The sequence below is a fragment of the Schumannella sp. 10F1B-5-1 genome (assembly GCF_006517535.1).
GTDB lineage: Bacteria > Actinomycetota > Actinomycetes > Actinomycetales > Microbacteriaceae > Schumannella.
This window is the reverse complement of the sequence record NZ_VHQH01000001.1, coordinates 126,699-149,718: the sequence shown is the minus strand read 5'-3', so window position 1 is coordinate 149,718 and position 23,020 is coordinate 126,699. Positions and strand designations below refer to the sequence as shown.

Below are 23,020 nucleotides of genomic sequence, written 5' to 3'. Positions count from 1 at the left end.
GGAAGCCATGCCTGAGAACCTCCCCATCGTCCAGCACTGGATCGGCGGCGCGACCGTCGACTCGAACTCGGGCCGCACGGCCCCGGTCTACGACCCCGCGCTCGGCAAGCAGACCAAGTCGGTCGCGCTGGCCGACCGGTCGGAGATCGATGCGGCGATCGTCGCCGCCTCGGCCGCGTTCCCGGCCTGGCGCGACCTGTCGCTGGCGAAGCGCCAGGCGATCGTGTTCAGGTTCCGCGAGCTGCTGAACGCGCGCAGCCGCGAGCTGGCCGAGATCATCACGTCGGAGCACGGCAAGGTCGTGTCGGATGCGGCGGGCGAGGTCGCGCGCGGTCTCGAGGTCGTGGATCTGGCGACGGGGTTCCCGCACCTGATCAAGGGCGGCTACAGCTCGAACGTGTCGACCGGTGTCGACGTGTACTCGATCAAGCAGCCGCTCGGCGTGGTCGGGATCATCAGCCCGTTCAACTTCCCGGCGATGGTGCCGCTGTGGTTCTTCCCGATCGCGATCGCGGCGGGCAACACGGTCGTGCTGAAGCCGAGCGAGAAGGACCCGTCCGCGGCGATCTGGATGGCCGAGCTGTGGAAGGAGGCCGGCCTGCCTGATGGCGTGTTCAACGTCCTCCAGGGTGACAAGCTCGCCGTCGACGGCCTGCTGAACGCTCCGGAGGTGCGCTCGATCTCGTTCGTCGGCTCGACGCCGATCGCGCAGTACATCTATGAAACCGCCGCGAAGAACGGCAAGCGCGTTCAGGCCCTGGGTGGGGCGAAGAACCACATGCTGGTGCTGCCGGATGCGGACCTCGACCTGGTCGCCGACAGCGCGATCAACGCGGGCTTCGGCTCGGCCGGTGAGCGCTGCATGGCCGTGTCGGTGCTGCTCGCGGTCGAGCCGGTCGCGGATGAGCTGATCGGCAAGATCGAGGAGCGCATCGCGACGCTGCGCATCGGCGACGGCCGCCGCGAGCCCGACATGGGCCCGCTGGTGACCGAGGCGCACCGCGACAAGGTCGCCAGCTACATCGACATCGCCGCCGCGGATGGCGCGACGGTCGTCGTCGACGGCCGCGGCATCGAGGTCGACGGCGAGGCCGACGGGTTCTGGCTCGGACCGACCCTGCTCGACAACGTGCCCACGACCTCCCGTGCATACACGGAGGAGATCTTCGGACCCGTCCTCAGCGTCGTGCGCGTCGAGTCGTACGAGCAGGGCGTCGAGCTGATCAACTCGGGCCAGTTCGGTAACGGCACCGCGATCTTCACCAACGACGGAGGCGCCGCCCGCCGCTTCCAGACCGAGATCCAGGTCGGCATGATCGGCATCAACGTGCCCATCCCCGTCCCCGTCGCGTACTACAGCTTCGGCGGTTGGAAGGACTCGCTGTTCGGCGCGAACAAGGCCTACGGCCCCGCCGGGTTCGACTTCTTCACCCAGGAGAAGGCCATCACCTCCCGCTGGCTCGATCCGAGCCACGGCGGCATCAACCTCGGCTTCCCCCAGAACTGACCGAAGATCCCCGAACTGACGGAAGATCCCCGAACTGACCGGACCATCTCAAGGAGTCGCTGCAACTCACAGGGCGAATGAGCAACACCAGCCTCAGCAGCGACAGCAACTCCGTGAGACGGTTCGCGCCCGATGAGGATGAGGTCTGCTCGGGGCCGACGGACGTACCGCCGTCGGCGGAGATCGCCCCGGCGGTGCGCGTGCGCGGCGGCGCGCCGGACCGCGCGCCCTGCGCGAGAATGAGGCTGTGGGTCTGTTCCGCCGTCGCCGTCGCGTCGACGTCGGCCGCTACGAGCCGACGCCGACCGAGATCGCGCCCCTCGAGCGCGTCGTCGACGAAGGCGTGCTCATCACCGAGACGGCCGTGCGCATGTCGGTCAAGAACGCGGTGATCCTCAGCGCGCTGCGCGATCGGCTCGACCTCGACCGCGCCTCGCTCGCCGCGCACGCGGCCGACGAGCTGCGCGCGGCGGCCGACCGCGAGGTGGCCGCGATGGAGCGGGTGCGCGATGCCGTGGCCCAGGCCGCGGGCAAGCCGAAGCCGCGCTACGTCGGCGACGGCGCGGGTCGCGGTGAGGCGATCGACGCGGCATCGGAGCGCGTGCGACCCGTGCTCGTCGCGCGCCTGCGCGAGCTCGCCGACGACCCCGAGCACCTCGACGAGCTCGTCGAACGCGCCCGAGCGGATGCCTGGGCCGAGATCGCGACGTCGTTCGAGCGTCGCGCCGAGGCGCTCACGACGATCGAGCAGCGCGACGACGACGAGGAGCGCAGGGCCGAGCGCCTGGCCGAGTTCCTCGCGCGCGACCTGGGGCCGCTGCTCGAGGGCGGCGCCGCGCCCGAGAGCACCGCGACGCCCGAGTGACCGGATGACCGACCCGACCTCCGAGCCGGCTTCCGACCGGAGCGCGCCGCCCGAGCCGACGCTCGTGCCCGAGCTCACCGTCACCGATCTCGCCGCGAGCCTCGCGTTCTGGCGCGAGCTGTGCGGCTTCGCCGTCGTCTACGACCGGCCCGAGGAGGGCTTCGCCTACCTCGCGCTCGGCTCCGCGCACGTCATGCTCGACCAGCGCGGCATCGGGCGCGACTGGATCACGGCCGAGGCCGTGCATCCCTTCGGCCGCGGCATCAACCTGCAGATCTCGGTGCCGACGCTCGACCCGATCCTGCGGCGGATGGCGGAGGTCGGGCATCCACTGTTCCTCGAACCCGAGACGCGCTGGTACCGCGTCGGCGCGCGGCGCGAGGCCGGCGTGCGGCAGTTCCTCGTCACCGACCCCGACGGTTACCTCGTGCGGTTCCAGGAGTCGCTGGGCGAGCGGGAGTCGACCTGACGGTCACAGTGCTGTCGCCGTCGACCTGGCGGTCACAGCGCCGTCGCCGTCGACCTACCGGTCACAGTGCCGTCGCCGTCGACCTACCGGTCGACCAGTGTCACCTCGAAGGAGTAGAGGTCGGGCCGGTACGAGTGGTGGCCGAACTCGACCACGCGGGCGTTGTCGTCGTAGGCGGTGCGGTCCATCGTCAGCACGGCCGAGTTCTTCTCGAGCTCGAGCAGCTTCGACTCCTCGCCGGTCGCCGAGCGGGCGCCGATGCGCTGCCGGGCCACTCGCATCGCGACGCCGCGGCCGCGCAGCAGCTGGTACATCCCGTGCTCGCGCAGCTGCTCGGCCGTGATGTCGGCGAAGTCGGCCGGCAGGTAGTTCTCGAGCAGCGCGAGCGGCACGTCGTCGGCGAAGCGCACGCGGCGCACGTGCAGCACGTCGGATCCCTCGGCGATCGCCAGGCGCTCGGCGGTGGCGGCGTCGGCGGGCACGATCTCGTGCAGCAGCAGATCGGTGCGCGGATGCCGCGACGAGGCCGCGAGGTCTTCGAACAGACTGCTGACCTCGACCGTGCGCGTCACGCCGCCGTGCACGACCTGCGTGCCGATGCCGCGGCGGCGCACGAGCAGGCCCTTGTCGACCAGCTCCTGGATCGCGCGGCGGATCGTGGGACGGGACAGGCCGAGGCGCGTCGCGAGCGCGATCTCGTTGTCGATGCGGGAGCCCGCGGCCACGGTTCCATCGGAGATCGCCTGCTCGATGCGGCTGGCGACCTGGAAGTAGAGGGGCACGGGACCGGAGCGGTCCACGTCGAGGAAGAGCGACGCGGGGAGGGTCGGCTCTGCGTCCATGCAGCGGCCACCTTCCGCGGGGTGTGGATTTGTGAGGACATTATCACCCGGCTCCGGTCGCAGGCGGTCGTGTCGGCGCTCGACCGGCCGAGCGACGCGTGCCGGTGATGATGTCTTCTGGTGGGACGTCCCGCTCCCGCGCCGTGCGGGTCGCCTCCGGCCCGGGCGTAGTCTCGCTGCGGTGCCGCGACTCCGCAGGCGCCCTCCGCGCATCCAGGAGGTCTCGCATGATCCGTCTCGCCACGATCGGCACCAGCTCGATCACCCGCACGCTCTCCCGCGACGTCGCGGGGGTCGCCGGCATCCAGGTCACGCACGTGTTCTCGCGCGACCTCGAGCGCGCGGCCGCGTTCGCCGCCGAGATCGCCGAGCTCGCGCCCGATGCCGCGGCCCCGCAGGCCGCCGGCGACCTGGATGCGCTGCTGCACTCGGGCGACATCGACGCCGTCTACATCGCCAGCCCCAACAGCGTGCACGCCGAGCAGGTGCGCGCGGCGATCCGCGCGGGCGTGCACATCCTGGTCGAGAAGCCCGCCGTCACGACCGCCGCCGAGTGGCGCGAGCTCGCGGCCGCCGCCCGCGCGGCCGGCGTGGTCATGATCGAGGGCATCCGCACCGCCTACGACCCCGGACTCCAGGCCGTGCGCGAGCTGCTGCCGCAGCTCGGCACCGTGCGGCGCGTCTCGTTCCGCTACGAGTCGCTGTCGAGCCGCTACGACAAGGTGCTCGCCGGCGAGCGCGTGAACATGTTCGACCCCGAGCTGGCCGGCGGCGTGCTGTTCGACCTCGGCTGCTACACGGCGCATCCGCTCATCGCGCTGTTCGGGCTGCCGCGCGAGGTGCGCTCCTCGCATGTGCAGGTCGCCGTGCGCGATGACAGCCCCGGCGTCGACGGCGCCGGCGTCGCCATCGCGAGCTACGACGACTTCGACGCCGACCTCAGCTACTCGAAGATCACGACGTCGTCGCAGTTCAGCGAGATCCGCGGCGAGCGCGGAACGCTCGTCATCGACCACATCGCCAGCCCGCGCGTGCTCACGCTGCAGCCCGCCGGCGGCGACGAGGTCGTGCACGAGCTGCCGATCGACGGCCCGCAGCACGCGCTCACCGGCGAAGTCGAGCGCTTCGTCGCCCTCGTCGGGGGCGGGGATGCCGCGGCCGCCGAGCCGGATCAGCTCGCCACCGAGCAGACGCTGCGCCTGCTCGACGCGATCCGCGCCGGCTGGGGCGGCGGCGCGGTCGCGCTCTGACCGTGCTCAGCCGGCCGGCCGGCTGAACAGGTTCACGAGGTTGCCGTCGGGGTCGCGGAACAGGGTCGAGCGGTTGCCCCACGGCATGGTCGTCGGCTCGAGCACGATGTCGTCGAGCTGGTCGCTCAGGCGCGCGAACTGCGCATCCACGTCGTCGACCTCGAACTCGACGATGACCGAGCTGTTCGCGCCCGCGACGGGCGTCGCGGCGCCCAGCATCGCGACGGTCGCCGGGGTCGTCAGGGCGAGCGCGGGCGCGCTGGCGCCGAACTGGGCAAAGACCGGAGCCGGCCGCGCGGCCGTCTCGCCGGTCACGAGCTCGTAGAAGGCGACGAGCCGGTCGAGGTCGTCGGTGACGATGCGGATGGACGCGAACGACATGGGATGCTCCTGCGAGTCGGGGGAGGGGATGCGGCGAGTCTCCTCCGCGCCACCGACACCGGCGTCGAGGGTCGCCCAGGCCGCTCCCGCCGCTCCCGCTCGTCCGCCTACGCGCGCCGCAGCGCCAGCCCGAGTCCTCGGGCGAAGCGCTCGAGCTCCGCATCCAGCCCGTCGCGCATCTCCGGTGAGAAGCGATCGTCCTCGTGCACGGCGTGCACCGTGAGCGTTCCCGCGTCGCGGTCGGCCCGCGCATCCACCTTGCCGACCAGCCGCTCGTCGTGCAGCACCGGCAGCCCGAAGTCGCCCCAGCGCCGGGTGCGCTGCGGCTTGTAGATCTCGAGCGCGTAGTCGAAGTCGAACAGCCGCTCGACCCGCACACGGTCGCTCAGCAGGCGGTCGAAGGGCGAGAGCACGACCGTGCGGCCCGAGAAGCCGTCCCGCTCGTCGCCGTCGAGATAGGCCGGATCGACGCGCCAGCGCCCCGCGACGCCCTCGATCTCGGCCGCGACTCCGACCGTGCGGTCGAAGCCGTGCAGCTCGCTCGGCACGATGGCGATGCTGTCGCGCGCGACGCCGAAGGCGCGCAGCAGGTTTTCGCTGCGGCGTCGTCGCGCCTCGCCGGCGGGCACCTCGGCGACCGGCGGCAGCACGTTCGCCGCCAGGTCCCACACGCGCAGCCGCCCGACGCGGCCGACCACCGCCAGGTCGCCGGCCATGTGCAGGCAGTCGAGCATCTTCGTCACGTTGCGGTCGTTCGTCCACCCCGACGACGGCCACGGCACGGTCGCCTCGTCGGGCACATCGCGCGAGGTCAGCGGACCCAGGTCGCCGAGCCGATCCAGGATGCGCTGCCGGAACGTCGCGTTCGCCTCCACCCACCCGCGCGATCCCGAGCGGTCGAGCCAGGTGCGCATCCCGGCCAGGAAGAGGGGGAGCCGGTCGATCGGCCGCAGCATCCAGCCCCGCTCGAACAGCCGCCCGTTCGCGAGCGCCCGATCGAGGTCGGCGGGCCGGAATCCCGGAATGCGCCGCGAGAGCGCCACGTGCTCGGCGGCCGGCGCGACGATCGACGTGAGCTCGACCCGCACGCAGTCCAGGTCGTGCGCGAGCGCGTCGAGGTCGGCGACCGGCTCGGCGTCGAGCCGCGCCGCCCGCACGGCGATCCGCCGCGCCTGATCGCGGGTCAGCTGCACCGTCATGCCGCGAAGCTACGCCCTGCCGCCGACGCGATGGCCACCGCGCTCCCAGGAGATACGAGGGTGTCGAAGTATCATCGAGCATTCGACCTCGGCGTCGTGCGCTACCGCCCGCCGTGTCAACCGGGTTCCGCATCCTGTTCGGGATGCGCATCCACCCGCCCCGCAGCCGACCGACTGAGAGGACCATCGCCATGAGCGAGCCGCGCCGAAACCGGAGCACCTCCGGCGCCGACACGACCGCCCCGGCCATGAACCACGGCCGACTCCGCCGGGCCCGGCTCGGCCGCAGCATCGCCGCCTTCGTCGCGATCTCGCTCGCCGTGGTGATGGTCGCCGGCGTCTCGCTGGCCGGCATCGCGTTCTGGCGCATCCAGAGCCAGGTGCAGGCCAACGCGGTCGACATCGGCGAGAAGGGCGAGAAGCTGCCCCAGATCGGCGACTTCGACGGCGGCTTCAACATCATGCTCGTCGGCGTCGACAACGACCCGTCGCAAGGTGACATCTATGGCAAGCGCGACGGCACCCTGAACGACGTCAACATCCTGCTGCACGTCTCAGCCGATCACACCTCGGCGACGGCGGTCAGCCTTCCGCGCGACCTGATCGTGCCGATCCCGTCGTGCACGTCGGAAGACGGCAAGACCAAGAGCAGCGCCATGTCGGGTCGCCCGATCAACGAGGCCTACTACTACGGCGGACTCAAGTGCGTCACCGACACCGTCTCCGACCTGACCGGCCTCGAGATCCCCTTCGCCGCGGTCATCACCTTCCAGGGCGTGATCGACATGTCCGACATCGTCGGCGGCGTCGAGGTCTGCGTCGACGGTCCCGTGCACGACAAGTACACCGGGCTCACCTTCCCGGCCGCCGGAAAGTACACGATCCAGGGGGTTCAGGCCCAGCAGTTCGTCCGCACCCGCCACGGCGTCGGCGACGGCAGCGACCTGGGGCGCATCAGCTCGCAGCAGGTGTTCATGTCGGCGCTCGCGCGCAAGCTCACGAGCGAGGGCACCCTCGGCGACGTCGGCAAGCTCTACCAGATCGCCGAGGGCGCCTCGGAGCACATGAAGCTCTCGACCTCACTCGCCCAGCTCGACACGATGGTGTCGATCGCCAAGGCCATGCGCAACATCTCGCTCGACCGCATCACCTTCGTGCAGTATCCCGGCACCACCGGGGGCACCGGCATCTACGCCGGCAAGGTGCAGCCGAACAAGTACGCCGCGACGAAGCTCTTCGCGGCGCTGCAGGAGGACCGGGCGATCGCTCTCGACTCGGAGGCGCTCGACACCGGGTTCGGCGGCTCGGTCGCCGATCCGGATGCGCCGGCCACCGGCACTCCGTCGTCAGACCCCTCGATTCCTGCATCGGGCACGCCCAGCGACACGGCGTCCGACCCGGCGGCGACCGACGGACCGGAGGTCATCTCCGGCCTGAAGGGGCAGACGGCGGCGCAGCAGACCTGCAGTCACGCCAACAACTGAGTCGCGCGGTCATCCGCTGTTCTCGGGCCGTGCCCGCGTGCGGTTATGATGGCCGAGGCGATTCGCCAGGAGACGTCGCATAGTCCGGTCGAGTGCACCACCCTGCTAAGGTGGAGTCCCCGCAAGGGGACCGCGGGTTCAAATCCCGCCGTCTCCGCACAGACCACGTCCCGAAACCCCCTGATTTTCAGGGGGTTTCGTTGTTGTGCGGCGACCTTCGCCGGGCTGTTGCCCACATCTTGCCCACCGTTGTGGTGAGCGAGTGCGGGCCTAATGAGCCTGCGGGGCTATCGACGCACTTCCATGGCTGCCAGTTCCAGCGCCTCTGCGACGCCGTCCAGATCGTCTTCGAAGAGGTCCGCGTAGATGTCGAGTGTCATTGCGGCGGACTTGTGACCGAGCTCAGCTTCCTTCAGTGCGCTCAGCCACCAGGACTTGGAGCCAACAACTCCGACCGGCTGCTCTCCGCACACGAGACCATCCGCGCCGAGCAGACCCGCGTCGACGACCTGGTCACCCTCGTCGACGAGCACGCCGACATCGTCGCCGAAGCCGACAAGATCCGCGCCGGCCGCACCACCACCACCGCTCTCGGCGCCGACTGGGCGACCGCGCTCGAGCAGCAGGAATCGTGGGGTGCCCTCGCGGCCGCGCTCCGGCATGCGGAGGACCACGGCCACGACCCGATCGAGACGCTCCGTCAGGCGCGCGACCTGCGCGAGCTCGACACCGTCGAAGATGTGCCCGCCGTGCTGCAGCACCGCATCGAAGTCGCGCTCGCGAAGCGCGGCGAGCCGGCCGTGTCGATCATGGACCGCCCCGCGATCGACACCGTCCCCGCATGGGTCGCCGACGGGCGCCGCCACCACGACGAGCAGCTGCCCGCCGAATGGCGGGAACAGCTCGCCGAACGCCACCAGTACATCGGCGCGCGGATGCGCGAGCGCGGCGCCGCCCTCGCCCTCGAACGGCCCGCATGGACACAGGACCTCGGCGACGTGCCGGCGCATCCGCGGCGGATGTTCGAATGGCACCACACCGCGGCGGAAATCGACCTCCTCCGTGCGAAGTACCGCATCGACCCGAACGAGACCGAGGCGATCCCGGTCAAGCTGCGCGGCAACGACGTCGCCGACCGGCTGCAGGAGCGCGTCACCGCCCTGCACAAGGCCGCCGAACTCACCACGGCGACCCCGCTCGAGGAGTCCGCGCGTCAGCGTTATGCGGATCAGACCGTGGCCGACCTCACGGCGGTGCGCGCCCGTCTCGCGGAGCGTGACCCCGCACTGCGCGCCGACGCCGGCCCGTCGCGGCCGCCATCGCGACTGCAGCGCGACGAGGAGACTCGCGCGCCCCTCAAGTACGTCCGCCGCCCCGATGGTTCGACCTCGGACCGTCCGTTCGCTTCGGCTGAGGAGGAACGAGATGCAGCGCGTTCCAACGACCAGTCGCTGAAGCGACGCGAGGCTGACCGCCGCCAGCGGGAACAGCAGGTCCGTGATCAGCAGCAGCGCTCCGCTCAGGAGCAGCGCGAACTTGAGATCGGGCGTCACGGTGACGGGCGCGAGCGCTAGCCGCCTGGCACGCCGGACGTCCGCGGAACCGTGAACAACGGTGACCAGCGCATCAGCGCGGGACTTTACCTCAAGCGCCCAGAGTCGCCGGTTGAGCCGCTAGCGAGTTCCGCCTGCTCGCGCGTGCGCCGAGGATGACAAGCGCGGTGCCCAGCATCACGCTCGCGATGGCCAGCGTGATGATCGGACCGCTGGCGTGTCCGCTGAAAACGAGCACGCATCCGACCACAAAGAGGACACATCCGATTGCGATCGCGAGGGCTGGTCGCAACGTTTTCATCTCAGGAGTCGACCAGTCTTTCGCGGTCGCTCAGTCTTTCGCGGTCGCCGCAAGGATCGGAGATTCTGCGCTTCTCTGTGTGGGGCCGAGCTGCTCCGTCTAGAGCGCATACAGCCAGAATCCAGTGATGGCCAGTGTCGCTCCGAGCACGACGCACGCAACAATGGTCAGCCCCTTGGCTCGTGGTGCCCACTGCTGGTTCCCGAGCCCGTGGTGGCGGATAGAGAGTGTCGCCGCGGCGATCGCGAACGCGACGCCGATGACGAGACCGACGCTGCCGAATACGAGGGGTCCAGTGACGGTCACGACCTTGATCTCCTTGGCTGGACGTTCACGACCCCGAGCCCCTAGACAAGACCGATGATGATGGAGGCGACCTTGCCCTTCATTCCTCCGATGAAGGTTCCGATCGCGCCGGCCAGAAGTCCCCACGCAGCGCCTTCGAAGAAGGCCGCGGCCACCTGATGATGCACGTGGTTACCGCACGTCGGCTGGTTGCCGACGTGCACGCTCGGCTCGCCTGGTGCTGATCCCCGGCGAGCGCCTTCAGTAGCGTTCGTCGATGACCGCCTCGAAGGCCCGCCCGAGCGTGCTCGCGACCGACTCGGGGTGCGCGAGATAGCCGTTCACCATGGCGCCGTCGCGCAGCAGCATCAGCTGGTCCGCCACCGCTCGGGCGTCGGATGCGCCCGCCTCGGCGGCGATCTCGGCGAACTGATCCCGCATCCACGATCGGTGCGCGGCGACGACAGCGCGCACCGGGTCGTCGGCGTCGGGGAACTCGGCGGCCGCGTTGATGAAGGCGCAGCCGCGGAACCCGGCCTGGCAGCTGGCCTCGCCGATCCCCGTCGCCAGTTCGCGCAGTGAGCCACGGGGGTCGCTTTGCTGACGCGTCGACAGCATCCACGCGCGCTCGGCGGCGGACTGGCGCTCGAGGTAGGCGACCACCAGGTCGCTCTTGGTGCGGAAGTGCCGATAGAACGTGACCTTCGTCACGCCGACATCGTCGATGATGCGGTCGGCGCTCGTGGCCCGGATGCCCTGGGCGTAGAAGCGCTCGGCGGCGGCGTCGAGCAGCCGCTCTCGTGTCGCGGTGCCCCGCGTCGGCGAGGGCGCGGCGGCGGTCGTGTCGGCGTTCATCTGGTGCCTCGATTCTGCGTCGCCCTTGCGATTGTGCCGGAATGCAGTCTATGGTCCTCGTGTAGACGTACTAGTAACTCTACAACGCGATCATCTGATCGGACCTCATCCCAGAGAAGGAACTCATGACTGACTCCACCGCCGGCAGCTCGACGCTGCCGCCTCTCGCCCCCGCCCTTCGGAGGCTCTACTTCATCCGCTTCGCCTTCGCGCTGATCTGGGCGATCGGGATCTTCGCCACGGGTGCGGCCCCCGGACCCGTTTTCACCACACTGCTGATCGTGTACCCGCTCGTCGACGCCGCCGCCGTCATCTGGCAGCTGCGCTCGGCGCCCGCCGGTTCGTCCTCGAAAGCGGCCGAGTGGCTCAACGTGGTCATGAGCATCGTCGCCGCGATCGGCCTCGGCTGGGCCTCGGCCGTCTCGGTCTCCGCGGTGCTCGCCGTCTGGGGTGCCTGGGCGGTCGTCTCCGGCATCGCGCAGCTGCTCACAGCCCTGCTGCGACGCCGCGCAGGTGGCCAGATCCCGCTCGTGATCAGCGGCGTCATCTCCATCCCGGCCGGTCTCGGCTTCTTCTTCCAGGGGATCGGCGGCGGCACCGGCGCGATGGGCGTCGGCGGCTACGCGATCCTCGGCGGCATCTTCTTCCTGATCGCCGCCATCCGGCTCAGCCTTCTGCTGCGGAAGCACGCATGAGCGCCACGGAGTACGACTACGACCTCATCGTGATCGGCGCCGGTCCGGTGGGCGAGAACATCGCCGACTACGCTGTGCGCGCCGGGAACGACCTGCGCGTCGCGATCGTCGAATCGGAACTGGTCGGCGGCGAATGCTCGTACTGGGCCTGCATGCCGTCGAAGGCTCTGCTGCGCAGCGGGCATGCGCTGCGCGCGGCCCGCCGCCTCGCCGGATCGAAGGAACCCATCACCGGCGGCCTCGATGTCGCGGCCGTGCTGGCGCGACGAACCGAGTTCACGAGCGGATGGAAGGACGACGGCCAGGTCGCCTGGCTCGACTCGGTCGGAATCGAGCTGATCCGCGGGCGCGGGCGACTCGCCGGACCGCGCGCGGTGAGCGTGGGCGACCGCGTCTACACCGCCGCGGCCGTCGCGATCGCGACCGGCTCCGTGCCGGTTCTGCCGCCGATCCCCGGTCTCGCCGAAGCGGCGCCGTGGGGCACCCGCGAGGCGACGGAGTCGCAGCTCGTCCCCACGCGACTCGTCGTCGTCGGCGGCGGCGTCGCCGGCACCGAGCTCGCCTTCGCCTTCGCCTCGCTCGGCTCCAGAGTGACTCTGCTCTCCCGTGACGGTCTCCTCGACCGCGAGGAGCCGTTCGTGAGCGAACTGCTGGCGGCCGCGGCAGCCGACGAAGGGATCGATGTGCGCATCGGCGTGGGTTTCGAGCGAGTGGATCGCGATGCCGATGGCACCGTGCGCATCCAGCTCTCGACCGGTGCCGAGGTGTCGGCTGACGAGATCCTGGTCTCGACGGGGCGTCGCCCCAACACCGGCGATCTCGGTCTCGACGTGGTCGGACTGGATGCGCGCACCGCGATCGCGGTCGACGAGACGATGCTCGTCGCGGGCACCGACTGGCTCTACGCGGTCGGCGATGTGAACGGTCGCGCCCTGCTGACCCATCAGGGCAAGTACCAGGCCAGAGCCGCCGGCGAGGCGATCGCCGCCCGGCTGGCCGGCGAGCCGGTCGACGACGCTCCCTGGGGTGCCCACGTCGCCACCGCCGACCACGCCGCTGTGCCCCACGTCGTGTTCACCGATCCCGAGGTCGCCAGCGTGGGGCTCACCGAGGCGCAGGCCCGCGAGCGCGGGCTGGACGTGCGCGCCGTCGAGTACGACCTCGGCTGGGTCGCGGGCGCGAAACTGCACGCCGACGGGTACACGGGGCGCGCGAAGCTCGTGGTCGACGAGAGCCGTGGCGTCGTCATCGGCGCCACCTTCGTCGGCCAGGACGTCGCCGAACTGCTGCATTCCGCGACGGTCGCGATCGTCGGCGAAGTGCCGATCGATCGTCTCTGGCACGCCGTGCCCTCCTACCCGACCATCAGCGAGATCTGGCTGCGGCTGCTGGAGGCCTACGGCCGCCCGCAGCGCGTCACCGCCGCCGACTGACACCCACCCGCCCACGAAAGGAACCATCATGACCACCAAGGTCGAGATCATCATCGACAACCTCGACGACCCGGCCGCCTTCGAGGCCGCCCTGCCCGGCATCCTCGAAGCGGCGCGAGCCCTGCCCGGACTGCGCGGACTCGAGTCGAGTCGCGTCTGGCCGAAGGACGACGGCACGGCCACTCCGGCCTACCGCACATTGGCGCTGAGCTTCGACGGCTACGAGGAGGCCTCCGCAGCGACGGCGACTGCGGAGGGCGGCGCCTTCTTCGGCGCGGTCGTCGTCGCGACCGACGGCAAGATCACCGGCCTCTTCCTCGACGTCGAGACCGCCTAGCCGTCCCGGCTGCGCGCCCGGCGCGTCGCCGAGCGCCGCATCCACGGCCGCGAGCACCTCGTCCGAGAGCTCGATGCCCGAAGCGGCCGCGTAAACCCCCTGCCGAGCAGGGGGTTTCGTCGTTCTGCCAGGGTGGAACCCGAACCGCGCGTCGGCGCGGTGACGAGGAGGAGCCATGCCCCTGTTCCTCCGCCCCGCATCCCCTGCTGGCCGAGGCGTGGTCCCGCCGAGCGATCCGTCGGGGGAGCCCCGCGAGCAGCGCACCATCTGGTCCGACAGCCTCGGCCGCCTCGGCATCCGCTGCCTGCAGCTGCTGCTCGTGCTCGCCGTGGTGTCGCTCATCGTCATCGCGCTGCGTCAGCTGACCGTCGTCGTGATCCCGGTGCTACTGGCGCTCATCATCGCGTCGGCGCTGGCGCCGCTGGTCTCGTTCCTGCGTCGGCACGGCTGGCCCTCGATCGTCGCGACGCTCGCGGTGCTCGCGGCCGCCGTCATCGTCGTCGGCGGCCTCATCTGGGCCATCGTGCTCGCCGTCGAGAACCAGTGGGATGACCTCGCCGACTCGGCGGCGGACGGCGCGAAGCAGCTGACCTCGCTGGTGACGAACCTGCCGTTCGACATCAGCGACGCCCAGATCGAGGATGCGAAGCAGGCGGCCCTCGACTTCGTCACCTCGTCGCAGTTCGGCACGGGCGCGCTGGCCGGCGTCTCGGCGGCCGGGAACTTCCTCACCGGGCTCGCGGTCTTCGTGGTCGCGCTGTTCTTCTTCCTGCGCGACGGGCCCATGATCTGGGACTTCCTCTGCCGGCCGTTCACGGGCGCGGGCTACCGCCGCGTGCGCCGTATCGGCGAGGTCGCGGTAGGGACCTTCGGCGGCTACGTGCGCGGCACGGCGACCGTCGCCCTGGTGGATGCGATCGGCATCGGCGGCGGACTGCTGATCATGAACCTGTTCGGCCTCGAGGTCCCGCTCGTGCTGCCGATCGCGGTGGTCGTGTTCATCGCCGCGTTCATCCCGATCGTCGGCGCGACCGCGGCCGGCATCGTCGCCGCCCTGGTCGCGCTGGTCACGTCCGGGCCGCTCGCCGCGCTCATCGTCGTCATCATCGTCGTGATCGTCAACCAGCTCGAGGGCAACTTCCTGCAGCCGGTCGTGATGGGGCGCACGCTGAGCCTGCATCCGATGGTGATCCTCATCGCCCTGACCATCGGAACCGTGCTCGGCGGCATCGTGGGCGCCATCCTCTCGGTTCCGCTCACCGCGGTCGCCTGGAAGGTCGTCGGCGTCTGGAACGGCGAGGATCGACCGGTCGAGTTCGCCCGCAAGAAGCGCCCGGAGCGCATGGTCGACCGATGATCGGCGAGCGCGGCGGAAGCGGTCGCGTCGCGCTGCGGCTCAGCCCTGCGGCTCGGCGGCGACCCGCGCGCGGGCGGGCGTCGCCGTCTCGCCCGAACGCACGCGGAACCACATGCTCAGCTCGCGGGCCGCGCGGTGAGTGGCGTAGCCGTCCGCGGCATCCAGGTCCGCGAAGGTGTCACGGAATCCCTCGGGAGGCGGGCCGTCGGCGTCGGGGGCGGGGAGGAAGCCCATCGACCACTCGGCGAACTGCCGACGGTCGATCACCTCGTCCATGAGCACGCGCATGCCGCTGTGGCGCGGATCCTCGCGGATGCGATCCAGGAGGTCGCGGACCGCATCCATCGGCCCCTCGAGGATCTGGATGAACCGACCTCGGTCGTAGAGCAGCATGCCGGTGATCGCGCGGTCTCGATTGGCGGCGCGACTCTGCTCGAGCAGTGCGGTGAGGTCGGACGAGGTCATCGGCGCGGTGGCGTTGCTCGAGTAGAGCGACGTGAAGATGTCGCGCTCGCTCACGCCTCGGCCCCGCTCGAATGGCGCGAGGTCTGCGACTCCACCGCGGCGATGGCGTCGTCGCGCGAGTCGAAGGCGCCGAGCTCGCTGGAGTGGAGGTCGAACGCGACGTACCCGCGATCGGGCCGGCGATCGATGTAGCCGAGGAACTCGCCCCCGCGGCTGCCGACGTAGAAGCCGGGTTCGACGCGAGACCAGATGAGGGCACCGTCTCCGGTGTCGGATGCGACCATCGATGACTCCTTCGATCGCAGGGCTGGCGGTTCAGTATCGGCGCGACGGCGGCCCCGCGGATGCGGCTCTCAGCGAATCGGATGTCGGCGGGACGGGAGCCCGCGACTGCCGGAGATGTCGCTCGTCTATCGGGCGCGACGGATGCGGATCGGCCCCCGCGCCGTCGAGGGGTCGACGACTTGGCCGCGCTGCGTGATCTCGGCGACGCCGGCCGCGACCAGGCGACGACCGGCCTGGCGGGTCGGCTCCATCAGCTCGCGCCATTCCTCGGAATCCGTGCCGGCCACGGCGCGCGCGACCTCGCTCGGACAGAGCGTCGCGCCCGACGCGAGACGGTCCAACCGTGCACGCAGCTCGGCCTCGATCCGCCGGTCGAGGTCCGTGAGCTTCTGGCGCCGGCACCGCTCTGAGCACCATCGCCGATGCGGACCGGCGCCCGCCGGCATCCGCCGCCCGCATCGAGCGCACACACATTCGGTGCGCTCGGCGACATCGCGCTGGCGTCCCACAGCCCCGCTACTGCTTGTCCGGGTTGCCCGGCCGCACCGCCGCCGTCTCCGCCACGTCGATGCGGGTGCGCCCGTCGTCTCCGTCGCTGACCTCGATGCGCGGCGCCGCATCGGACTCGTCGGACTTCGGCGCGCGCGTCAGCTGGTCGTGGCGCTTCTCGTCGTCGCTCATCTCATCGCTCACGGGATCACTCGGCCTCGTCATCACCGGGCTCGAGATCGGCTCGCGCGACGTCCTCGCCGCGCTCGGCGGCCGCCGTGTCGTGCCCCTGCATGTCGCGACCGTAGAGCTGGGGCAGCGGTGGGTTCGGCTCGGTGACCTCATCCGAGGTGGATGCGTCGTCGACGGCGTCGGCGTCGGTGTCGGTGCGGTCGGGGGTGGGGTCGCTCATGGGTCTCGCCTCTCTGTCCGATCCGACGATAAGCACCTCGGGGCTGCGACGCGCTCGGCTCTGATCGAGCGTGGAGGTGTCACTCCGCGGGGCGTGGTGGCACCGGCGGACATGCGACCGAGGAGGGTCGTGAGCGTCATGCCCACCAGTCGATCGGAATCGCCGTCGTCGCTGCGACGTGCGGCCTCAGCGAGTCGCGCCAGCTGATCGTCGACCCGGGCGCGCACCTCGGCGGCATTCTCCTCATCATCCGGCCAGCGCTCGACGGCGTCGGCCGCGAATCGGATCGCGACCGCGGCTTCCGCGCGCACCGGGTCGCTGAGGTCGCGCAGACCGCGATCCGCCGCCGGACCGGGGGTCAGCAAGTCGACGAGCTCCTCGGTGCGCCGTGCGATGCGCTGCAGCGCGATCAGCTGCCGGCGCTCAGACGCCAGCCGGCGTCGGCTCAGGAAGCCGCGCGCGTTGCCCCGCGCGCTCTCCTGCGCCCACGAGAGCGCGTCCTGCGCGGCATCCAGCGCGACGCGCACTCTCGCCGTCGCGCCGATCTCGGGATTCTCGTCGTCGGCGCTCTCGGTCGCGTCGGCCGCAGTCCGCAGCACGGCGGCGACCTCACCGCGCAGGCGCTCCGCCGACGTGGCAGCCTCGCGCACGCCCGACGGCGGGGGGATGAGCAGGTTCACGACGAGCGCGGTGAGCATCCCGAGCGCCAGCTGCAGCAGGTAGCCCATCGAGTAGTCGCCGGCGTCGGCGCCTCCGACGGTCAGCACGAAGAGCGCGGCGACGGGCACGTAGTCACGCGCGGGCCCGGGGGAGAAGAGCCCGGCGACGACCACGCCCACCGCGGCCGCGACCGGTACTGCGACCCATCCCGGCGCGTGCAGCAGGAAGAGCGCCCACGCGAGCAGGATGCCGACCGCCGTGCCCGCCACCGTGTGCAGCGTCGAGCGCGCCGAGCTGATGAGCGTCGGCGTCATGGCGATGACGGCGCCGAACGGCGCGTAGTAGGCGTAGTCGTCGAGCTGTCCGGGCAGCTGATGGCCGAGCGCCCAGGCTGCCGTCGCGGCCCCGGCGGTCTTCGCGGCCAGCAGCAGCCGCTCGCCGCCCACCGCGCGGACCGCGGCGGCGCGCGACCGGCCGACCAGCCGTCGGATCCCGCCGTGTCGTCGTGCGCCGTCCATCGCGCCGTTCACCGGGTCCGCACCGTGCGACGCCGCTCACTCGCCATGCGAGTCCGGCGACTCCGACAGGACGGGTGCTGCCACCTCGACGGCGAAACGCGAGAAGTCGAGCGGATCGCGGCCGAGCACGTCGCGCACCCCCGAGCCGACGCGTGACGCCTCGCCCGCGGCGTAGTGCGCGTAATCCTCCACGAGACCCTCGACCTGCCAGTCGGGGATGAGCCCGCGCAGCGCGGCGGCGAACTCCGCCGGCGGCGCATCCGCGAACCGGATCGGGATGTCGCTCGCCGCGGCGAGCTCGTGCGCCATCTCGGCGTGTGTGAGCGCCGCGGGTCCGGTCAGCTCGAGCACGCCGCGCGGTGGTCCGGTGAGAGCTGCTGCGCCGACGGCGCCGATGTCGCGCACGTCGACGGCGCTGACCGACGCGTCGCCGATCGGCGCCGCGAGGATGCCCTCGCGCAACTGGTCGGCGAACATCAGCAGACCCTGCATGAACAGGTTGGGCCGCAGGATGGTCGCCCCGATGCCGCTCGCCGACAGATGCTCCTCGACGGCCGCGTGGTACCGCAGGAATCGCACCGGCGACTCGGCGGCGGCGGCGAACTGCGACAGCAGCACGATGTGCTCGGCCCCGGCGGCGACCGCCGTGTCGATGAAGCTCCGCTGCTGCGATTCGGCCTGCTCGGTCGACGGCGTCACGAGGAACGCCGCCCTCACGCCGTCGAGCGCCGCCGCGAGCGCGGCCTTGTCGTCGAGGTCGGCGCGCACGTGCGTTCCGCCAGCGGGCAGCGCGAGCCGATCGCGGCGGCTGAGGGCGCGATAGGTCTCGCCGCGTTCGGTGAGCGCCTGCGCGATCGCGCCTCCGGTCGAGCCGGAAGCGCCGGTGAGCAGGATGTCGGTCATGGTCGTCCTCTCGGGTCGGGTGAGGTCGGGGTGATGCGGTCGGGTCGGAGCGAGGTGCGATCGGGAGAGCTCGGGAGCGAGCGAGCCGAACGGCCGCTCACGGCTCGCGAACGCTGAAGCGCCACTCCTCGATCTCGGGCAGGTCGACGCCCTCGCGGTAGGCGTGCTCGCGGTTCTGGTCGCGGCGGCGCATCCACCCGGCGACGACATCCGCGCCCGCGGCCGGCTCATCCGGCGACCCGGTGCCGACCGCGCGCTGCACGGCGTCGGCGGCCAGGGTGAAGCGGTCCAGATCGTTGAGCATGAGCATGTCGAACGGCGTCGTGGTGGCGCCCTTCTCCTGGAAGCCGTGCACGTGGAACCGCTCGGTCTGCTCGCGGCCGTGCAGCAGGCGGTGCACCAGAGCGGGATAGCCGTGGAACGCGAACACGACGGGTACGTCGATCGGGAACAGCCGCTGCCAGTCCGCCTCCGACATGCCGTGCGGGTGGCGGTCGTCGGAGACGAGCCGCATCAGGTCGACGATGTTGACCACGCGCACATCGAGCCACGGCACCTCGTCGCGGATCAGCTGCGCGGCCGCGACCGCCTCGATCGTCGGCACGTCGCCGGCGCAGGCGAGCACGACATCCGGCTCGCCGTCGCTGCCGGCCCAGGGCCAGACCGAAGCTCCCCGCTCGAGGTGGTCGCGCGCCTCCACGAGGTCGAGCCAGGCCGGCTGCTCGTGCTTGCCGGCGACAACCAGGTTGACGACATCGCGCGACGGCAGGGCGTGCTCGAGCACGGCGAGCAGGGTGTTCGCGTCGGCGGGGAGGTAGATGCGGGTGAGCTCCGCCCGCTTGTCGGCGACGACGTCGAGGAAGCCGGGGTCCTGGTGCGAGAAGCCGTTGTGGTCCTGCCGCCAGACGTGCGAGCTCAGAAGGTACGTGAAAGCGGGCAGCGGCTCGCGCCAGGCGACGTCGCGTGCGCTCTCGATCCACTTCGCGTACTGGTTGAACATCGAGTCGACGATGTGGATGAACGCCTCATACGAGGTGAAGAGGGGATGCCGTCCGGTCAGCGCGTATCCCTCGGCCAGACCCTGCAGCAGGTTCTCGCTCAGCAGCTCGATGATGCGCCCGTGCGGCGCGAGGCCTTCATCGATCGGCTCGATGCGCGCCGCCCACTGTCGCGGTGACGCGTCGAGCACCGCCTCGAGCCGGTTCGATTCGACCTCGTCGGCACCGAAGAGCCGGAACGAATCGGGATTGCGGCGGATCACGTCGGCCAGCCACGGTCCGGCGGTCCCAGTCGCGCTGGCGCGCGTGTCCCGGCGCGAGTCCACGCCCGCGGCGGCGGTGCAGGTGTCGGGCAGGTCCAGCGGAGTCCGCACGCCGCCGTTCGCGCGCGGTGAGGCGCTCATGCTCCGCTCGGGGGCCGGGCGCAGCCTCTCGATGAGATCGATCGGCCGTCCGTCTGATTCGAAGAGCTCCTCGGGCCGGTAGGACCGCATCCACGCCTCGAGCTTCGCGCGCCGCGTCGGATCGTCGTGCACGCCGTCGAGAGGGATCTGGTGCGACCGCCACGTGCCTTCGACCGGCTCGCCGTCGACCTCGGCCGGGCCCGTCCAGCCCTTGGGTGTGCGCAGCACGATCATCGGGCGGCGCTCGCCGCGGGCCGGGTGTCGCGTCACGGCGGCATCCATGGCCGCTGCGAGCCGCGGATGCACGGCCGACGCCGGCTCGTCGGCTGTCGCGTCGACGAAGAGGGGCTCCCACCCGCCGCCGTGCAGCAGAGCCCGCAGCTCCTCCTCGGGGATGCGCGAGAGCAGGGTCGGGTTCGCGATCTTCCAGCCGTTCAGGTTGAGAACGGGCACCACGCGGCCGTCGTGCTCCGGGTCGAGCAGCCGCGGCAGCTGCCAACTGGCGGCGAGAGTGGCGGTCTCGGCTTCCCCGTCGCCGATGACGCAGAACACCACGAGCTCGGGGTCGTCGAGTGCGGCGCCGACGGCGTGGGCGAGCGAGTAGCCGAGCTCGCCGCCCTCGTTGATCGAGCCGGGCGTGGTCGGTGCGGCGTGCGAGGCGACCCCACCCGGGAAGGAGAAGCGGCGGCACATCCGGGCGATGCCCTCGGCGTCACGCGACGTCTCCGGTTCGAGCTGCGAGAGGGATCCGTCGAGCCAGGCGTTCGCGAGCATCGCCTGGCCGCCGTGCCCGGGACCGCAGACGAACAGTGCCTCCAGGTCGTGGTCGATGACGGCCCGGCTGGCGTGGGCGTAGACCAGATTGAGCGCCGGCACGGTTCCCCAGTGCCCGAGCAGGCGGCGCTTCACGTCGCGCTGCTCCAGCGGTCGCGTCAGCAGGACGTCGTCGACCAGGTACAGCTGCGCGGCCGACAGGTAGTTCGCCGCGCGCCACCACGCGTCGACGGCATCGAGGGTCACCGGTCCGCTCGCGGTCACGCGGACGCTCCGCCCGTCGCACCGGACCCGCCGGAGCTGCCGGGCCCACGCAACGACCGGATCCGGCGCTCGTGCAGCAGTTCCTCTGCTTCCGGTGCCGTCAACGCGAACGGTCCCGTGAGGTCGTCGACGACCAGTTGACTCGCCGGCCCGATCACGAGCGTGAAGTCGGAGCGCTCGCCGTCGGCGGTGATGCCGGGGACTGCGATCGAGTCCGCGTGACCGGCATTGGCCAGTTCGACCGCGAAGGCGGCGAGCTCGTCGGCGACGCGGTCGGTGGTCACGAAGGTGGCTCCGGCGTAGGTGATCCGCTTCATCTCACCCACGATTCACCCGATCGCCGGGATGCGGCACCGGGTTGACGAGACGTCCAGCCCGGCCTAAGCCCGCGTCCGGCTGGTGTGCGAGGTGCTCGGATCGGATGCGTCGCGAGGGCGACTCGCTCAGAGCGACGAGACGTGCGCGTGGTGGTCGACGTGGAGGCCGGCCGTCGAACCCGCTTTCTGCATCATCGTCTCGAGCAGCTCGCGATCGAGCTCCGGCTCGGAGCCTCCGTCGAACTCCCACAGCAGCTCGACCGACGGCGCCATCCAGATCGCCCGGCGGCCGCTGCCGTGTCTGACCTGCTCATCCCAGGCGAGCTGGAACGGCTCGTTGCGCCGGAGGCGAGCGACCGTCACCGCCTGCACGTGCGCGAGCATCCTGTCGTCCATGGTGACCGTCGTACCGCGGGCACCGTACCTGAGTCGACCCATGGGGTGAGTTTAGGGTGACGACTCGCGAGGGTCAGGGGTGCAGCACGACCTTCACGCAGCCGTCGACCTTCTGCTTGAACACCTCGTACATCTCAGGAGCCTCCTCGAGCGAGGCCTCGTGCGTGACGAGGTCGTCGATGCCCAGCGGGTCGCGCTCGTCCTCGACGAGCGGCAGCAGCTCGTCGCGCCAACGATGCACGTTGCACTGACCCATGCGCAGCGTCAGCCCCTTGTCGAACATCGAGAGCATCGGCAGCGCGTCCTTCGCCCCGGCGTAGACGCCGCTGAGCGAGACCGTGCCGCCGCGCTGCACGGCGTCGATGGCGAGCTCGAGCGCCGCCAGGCGATCGACCCCGGCGGTCTGCGCGACCGCGCGGCCGAGCGGGGCGGGCAGCACGGTGGAGGCGTTCTGCAGGAACGAGGCGATGCCGCTCCCGTGCGCCTCCATGCCGACGGCGTCGAGCACCGCATCCGGGCCGCGTCCGTTCGTGACCTTGCGGAGCTCGGCCGCGATCTCGCCGTCGCCGTCGTAGACCTCGGCGCCATGCTTCTCGGCCATCGCTCGTCGCTCCGGTACCGGGTCGACGCCCAGCACCCGGTAGCCGAGGTGGTGGCCGATGCGCACGGCGAGCTGGCCGACCGGACCGAGCCCGACGATCGCGAGCGTGCCGCCCTCGGGCACATCCGCGTACTGCACGCCTTGCCAGGCGGTCGGCAGGATGTCGCTGAGAAACAGGTAGCGGTCATCGGGGAGATCGGTGCCGACGACGATCAGATTCGCGTCGGCGCGATGCACCCGCAGGGCCTCGGCCTGTCCGCCCGGGATCGAGCCGTAGAGGCGGGTGTAGCCGTAGAGCGCCGCGCCCGAGTCGGTCTCGCGCTGCTGCGTCGTCTCGCACTGCGAGCTGCGGCCGTGCCGGCACATCCAGCATTCGCCGCATGCGATCACGAACGGCACGACGACGCGGTCGCCGCGCTTGATGCGCGTCACCGCCGAGCCGACGTCCTCGACCACGCCCATGGGCTCGTGGCCGAGCACGTCGCCCTTGTCGAGGAACGGCCCGAGCACGTCGTAGAGGTGCAGGTCGCTGCCGCAGATCGCCGTCGACGTGATGCGCACGACGGCATCGGTGGGTTCGAGGATGCGCGCATCCTCGACGGTCTCGACGCTGACCTCGCGGTCGGCCTGCCAGGTGAGGGCTCGCATGCGGTCTCCTTTCCGCGGGGCGGCTGGGTCGCGACCGAGGCTAATCCGGTCGAGCGCTGCCGCCGAGGGGGTT

27 protein-coding genes and 1 tRNA gene are annotated in these 23,020 nt (G+C 71.0%); 11 read left to right on the top strand and 17 right to left on the bottom strand.

All coding sequences use genetic code 11. From position 1 onward, the window contains the following. The first annotated feature begins 7 nt into the window (after window positions 1-7). The 3 genes from FJ658_RS00765 to FJ658_RS00755 all read left to right on the top strand — a co-directional run bounded on the left by FJ658_RS00765 (window position 8) and on the right by FJ658_RS00755 (window position 2,841). The gene (locus FJ658_RS00765) at window positions 8-1,507 is read left to right on the top strand and encodes a CoA-acylating methylmalonate-semialdehyde dehydrogenase (protein WP_141143472.1); all 1,500 of its coding nucleotides are present in this window, start codon (window positions 8-10) and stop codon (window positions 1,505-1,507) included. A gap of 247 nt (window positions 1,508-1,754) precedes the next feature. After that, a complete protein-coding gene (locus tag FJ658_RS00760) occupies window positions 1,755-2,372 on the top strand; it encodes a hypothetical protein (protein ID WP_141143471.1) in 618 nt (205 codons plus the stop codon). A gap of 4 nt (window positions 2,373-2,376) precedes the next feature. After that, a complete protein-coding gene (locus FJ658_RS00755; RefSeq protein ID WP_141143470.1) occupies window positions 2,377-2,841 on the top strand; it encodes a VOC family protein in 465 nt (154 codons plus the stop codon). A gap of 83 nt (window positions 2,842-2,924) precedes the next feature. Here FJ658_RS00755 and FJ658_RS00750 read toward each other — a convergent pair whose 3' ends face one another. Further along, entirely contained in the window at window positions 2,925-3,683 is a 759-nt protein-coding gene (locus tag FJ658_RS00750) for a GntR family transcriptional regulator (protein ID WP_141143469.1), read from the bottom strand. Between the two features lie 227 nt (window positions 3,684-3,910). On the opposite strand from FJ658_RS00750, the gene FJ658_RS00745 reads away from it, so the two are divergent. Beyond that, window positions 3,911-4,933: a Gfo/Idh/MocA family protein gene (locus FJ658_RS00745; RefSeq protein WP_141143468.1), complete on the top strand. Its 1,023-nt coding sequence runs from the start codon at window positions 3,911-3,913 to the stop codon at window positions 4,931-4,933. A 6-nt stretch (window positions 4,934-4,939) separates the two neighbouring features. On the opposite strand, the gene FJ658_RS00740 is transcribed toward FJ658_RS00745, so the two are convergent. Further along, entirely contained in the window at window positions 4,940-5,314 is a 375-nt protein-coding gene (locus FJ658_RS00740; protein ID WP_141143467.1) for a VOC family protein, read from the bottom strand. A gap of 107 nt (window positions 5,315-5,421) precedes the next feature. After that, on the bottom strand, window positions 5,422-6,513 hold the full coding sequence (locus tag FJ658_RS00735) for a DNA glycosylase AlkZ-like family protein (RefSeq protein ID WP_141143466.1): 1,092 nt from the start codon (window positions 6,511-6,513) through the stop codon (window positions 5,422-5,424). A gap of 191 nt (window positions 6,514-6,704) precedes the next feature. On the opposite strand from FJ658_RS00735, the gene FJ658_RS00730 reads away from it, so the two are divergent. From FJ658_RS00730 to FJ658_RS15925, 3 genes are all read left to right on the top strand, one after another. Beyond that, window positions 6,705-7,997 carry an LCP family protein gene (locus tag FJ658_RS00730; RefSeq protein WP_141143465.1) on the top strand — a complete coding sequence of 431 codons (1,293 nt, stop codon included), beginning with the start codon at window positions 6,705-6,707 and terminating at the stop codon, window positions 7,995-7,997. 68 nt (window positions 7,998-8,065) lie between these two features. Beyond that, window positions 8,066-8,154 (top strand) — tRNA-Ser (locus FJ658_RS00725). Between the two features lie 43 nt (window positions 8,155-8,197). Then, window positions 8,198-9,571 (top strand): hypothetical protein, encoded by a 1,374-nt coding sequence (locus FJ658_RS15925; RefSeq protein ID WP_181408267.1) that lies wholly within the window; start codon window positions 8,198-8,200, stop codon window positions 9,569-9,571. Between the two features lie 379 nt (window positions 9,572-9,950). On the opposite strand, the gene FJ658_RS00710 is transcribed toward FJ658_RS15925, so the two are convergent. From FJ658_RS00710 to FJ658_RS00705, 3 genes are read right to left on the bottom strand one after another with little or no spacing between them, the layout of a single operon-like run. Further along, window positions 9,951-10,157: a hypothetical protein gene (locus tag FJ658_RS00710; protein WP_141143462.1), complete on the bottom strand. Its 207-nt coding sequence runs from the start codon at window positions 10,155-10,157 to the stop codon at window positions 9,951-9,953. A gap of 41 nt (window positions 10,158-10,198) precedes the next feature. Beyond that, entirely contained in the window at window positions 10,199-10,360 is a 162-nt protein-coding gene (locus tag FJ658_RS15920; RefSeq protein WP_181408266.1) for a hypothetical protein, read from the bottom strand. Window positions 10,361-10,397: 37 nt separating this feature from the next. Beyond that, complete coding sequence (locus FJ658_RS00705; protein WP_141143461.1) at window positions 10,398-10,991, bottom strand: TetR/AcrR family transcriptional regulator; 594 nt, start codon at window positions 10,989-10,991, stop codon at window positions 10,398-10,400. A 125-nt stretch (window positions 10,992-11,116) separates the two neighbouring features. Here FJ658_RS00705 and FJ658_RS00700 point away from each other — a divergent pair, with 125 nt between their 5' ends. From FJ658_RS00700 to FJ658_RS00685, 4 genes are all read left to right on the top strand, one after another. Beyond that, on the top strand, window positions 11,117-11,686 hold the full coding sequence (locus FJ658_RS00700) for a hypothetical protein (protein ID WP_141143460.1): 570 nt from the start codon (window positions 11,117-11,119) through the stop codon (window positions 11,684-11,686). Beyond that, window positions 11,683-13,119, top strand: a complete 1,437-nt coding sequence (locus FJ658_RS00695; RefSeq protein WP_141143459.1) for an NAD(P)/FAD-dependent oxidoreductase — start codon at window positions 11,683-11,685, stop codon at window positions 13,117-13,119. The genes FJ658_RS00700 and FJ658_RS00695 overlap by 4 nt, the downstream gene beginning before the upstream one ends. Before the next feature lie 28 nt (window positions 13,120-13,147). Then, the gene (locus tag FJ658_RS00690) at window positions 13,148-13,456 is read left to right on the top strand and encodes an EthD family reductase (protein WP_141143458.1); all 309 of its coding nucleotides are present in this window, start codon (window positions 13,148-13,150) and stop codon (window positions 13,454-13,456) included. Window positions 13,457-13,631: 175 nt separating this feature from the next. Next, complete coding sequence (locus FJ658_RS00685; protein WP_141143457.1) at window positions 13,632-14,813, top strand: AI-2E family transporter; 1,182 nt, start codon at window positions 13,632-13,634, stop codon at window positions 14,811-14,813. Window positions 14,814-14,852: 39 nt separating this feature from the next. Here FJ658_RS00685 and FJ658_RS00680 read toward each other — a convergent pair whose 3' ends face one another. The 11 genes from FJ658_RS00680 to FJ658_RS00630 all read right to left on the bottom strand — a co-directional run bounded on the left by FJ658_RS00680 (window position 14,853) and on the right by FJ658_RS00630 (window position 22,947). Further along, on the bottom strand, window positions 14,853-15,332 hold the full coding sequence (locus tag FJ658_RS00680; protein ID WP_255447478.1) for a BLUF domain-containing protein: 480 nt from the start codon (window positions 15,330-15,332) through the stop codon (window positions 14,853-14,855). Then, window positions 15,329-15,562 (bottom strand): hypothetical protein, encoded by a 234-nt coding sequence (locus FJ658_RS00675; protein WP_141143456.1) that lies wholly within the window; start codon window positions 15,560-15,562, stop codon window positions 15,329-15,331. Before FJ658_RS00675 ends, FJ658_RS00680 begins: the two co-directional genes overlap by 4 nt. Window positions 15,563-15,688: 126 nt before the next feature. Further along, window positions 15,689-16,072: a DUF3253 domain-containing protein gene (locus FJ658_RS00670; protein WP_255447477.1), complete on the bottom strand. Its 384-nt coding sequence runs from the start codon at window positions 16,070-16,072 to the stop codon at window positions 15,689-15,691. 7 nt (window positions 16,073-16,079) lie between these two features. Further along, complete coding sequence (locus FJ658_RS00665; RefSeq protein ID WP_255447476.1) at window positions 16,080-16,256, bottom strand: hypothetical protein; 177 nt, start codon at window positions 16,254-16,256, stop codon at window positions 16,080-16,082. 4 nt (window positions 16,257-16,260) lie between these two features. Beyond that, window positions 16,261-16,464 (bottom strand): hypothetical protein, encoded by a 204-nt coding sequence (locus FJ658_RS00660; protein ID WP_141143454.1) that lies wholly within the window; start codon window positions 16,462-16,464, stop codon window positions 16,261-16,263. After that, on the bottom strand, window positions 16,461-17,570 hold the full coding sequence (locus tag FJ658_RS00655; protein WP_219995677.1) for an FUSC family protein: 1,110 nt from the start codon (window positions 17,568-17,570) through the stop codon (window positions 16,461-16,463). Before FJ658_RS00655 ends, FJ658_RS00660 begins: the two co-directional genes overlap by 4 nt. Window positions 17,571-17,678: 108 nt before the next feature. Further along, window positions 17,679-18,545 (bottom strand): NmrA family NAD(P)-binding protein, encoded by an 867-nt coding sequence (locus tag FJ658_RS00650; protein WP_141143452.1) that lies wholly within the window; start codon window positions 18,543-18,545, stop codon window positions 17,679-17,681. 97 nt (window positions 18,546-18,642) lie between these two features. Next, window positions 18,643-20,985 (bottom strand): phosphoketolase, encoded by a 2,343-nt coding sequence (locus FJ658_RS00645; protein WP_219995676.1) that lies wholly within the window; start codon window positions 20,983-20,985, stop codon window positions 18,643-18,645. After that, entirely contained in the window at window positions 20,982-21,269 is a 288-nt protein-coding gene (locus tag FJ658_RS00640) for a hypothetical protein (RefSeq protein WP_141143451.1), read from the bottom strand. Before FJ658_RS00640 ends, FJ658_RS00645 begins: the two co-directional genes overlap by 4 nt. A gap of 159 nt (window positions 21,270-21,428) precedes the next feature. After that, entirely contained in the window at window positions 21,429-21,740 is a 312-nt protein-coding gene (locus tag FJ658_RS00635) for an ATP-dependent DNA ligase (RefSeq protein ID WP_141143450.1), read from the bottom strand. A gap of 31 nt (window positions 21,741-21,771) precedes the next feature. Continuing rightward, a complete protein-coding gene (locus FJ658_RS00630) occupies window positions 21,772-22,947 on the bottom strand; it encodes an alcohol dehydrogenase catalytic domain-containing protein (protein ID WP_141143449.1) in 1,176 nt (391 codons plus the stop codon). Between the last annotated feature and the right edge of the window lie 73 nt (window positions 22,948-23,020).

Coding starts and splice junctions, on each gene's coding strand:
- FJ658_RS00660 (WP_141143454.1), bottom strand. CDS start 16,464: ATGAGCGACCCCACCCCCGACCGCACCGACACCGACGCCGACGCCGTC.
- FJ658_RS00730 (WP_141143465.1), top strand. CDS start 6,705: ATGAGCGAGCCGCGCCGAAACCGGAGCACCTCCGGCGCCGACACGACC.
- FJ658_RS00635 (WP_141143450.1), bottom strand. CDS start 21,740: ATGGGTCGACTCAGGTACGGTGCCCGCGGTACGACGGTCACCATGGAC.
- FJ658_RS00750 (WP_141143469.1), bottom strand. CDS start 3,683: ATGGACGCAGAGCCGACCCTCCCCGCGTCGCTCTTCCTCGACGTGGAC.
- FJ658_RS00695 (WP_141143459.1), top strand. CDS start 11,683: ATGAGCGCCACGGAGTACGACTACGACCTCATCGTGATCGGCGCCGGT.
- FJ658_RS00745 (WP_141143468.1), top strand. CDS start 3,911: ATGATCCGTCTCGCCACGATCGGCACCAGCTCGATCACCCGCACGCTC.
- FJ658_RS00740 (WP_141143467.1), bottom strand. CDS start 5,314: ATGTCGTTCGCGTCCATCCGCATCGTCACCGACGACCTCGACCGGCTC.
- FJ658_RS00735 (WP_141143466.1), bottom strand. CDS start 6,513: ATGACGGTGCAGCTGACCCGCGATCAGGCGCGGCGGATCGCCGTGCGG.
- FJ658_RS00675 (WP_141143456.1), bottom strand. CDS start 15,562: ATGGTCGCATCCGACACCGGAGACGGTGCCCTCATCTGGTCTCGCGTC.
- FJ658_RS00700 (WP_141143460.1), top strand. CDS start 11,117: ATGACTGACTCCACCGCCGGCAGCTCGACGCTGCCGCCTCTCGCCCCC.
- FJ658_RS00765 (WP_141143472.1), top strand. CDS start 8: ATGCCTGAGAACCTCCCCATCGTCCAGCACTGGATCGGCGGCGCGACC.
- FJ658_RS00690 (WP_141143458.1), top strand. CDS start 13,148: ATGACCACCAAGGTCGAGATCATCATCGACAACCTCGACGACCCGGCC.
- FJ658_RS00755 (WP_141143470.1), top strand. CDS start 2,377: ATGACCGACCCGACCTCCGAGCCGGCTTCCGACCGGAGCGCGCCGCCC.
- FJ658_RS00685 (WP_141143457.1), top strand. CDS start 13,632: ATGCCCCTGTTCCTCCGCCCCGCATCCCCTGCTGGCCGAGGCGTGGTC.
- FJ658_RS00650 (WP_141143452.1), bottom strand. CDS start 18,545: ATGACCGACATCCTGCTCACCGGCGCTTCCGGCTCGACCGGAGGCGCG.
- FJ658_RS00630 (WP_141143449.1), bottom strand. CDS start 22,947: ATGCGAGCCCTCACCTGGCAGGCCGACCGCGAGGTCAGCGTCGAGACC.
- FJ658_RS00705 (WP_141143461.1), bottom strand. CDS start 10,991: ATGAACGCCGACACGACCGCCGCCGCGCCCTCGCCGACGCGGGGCACC.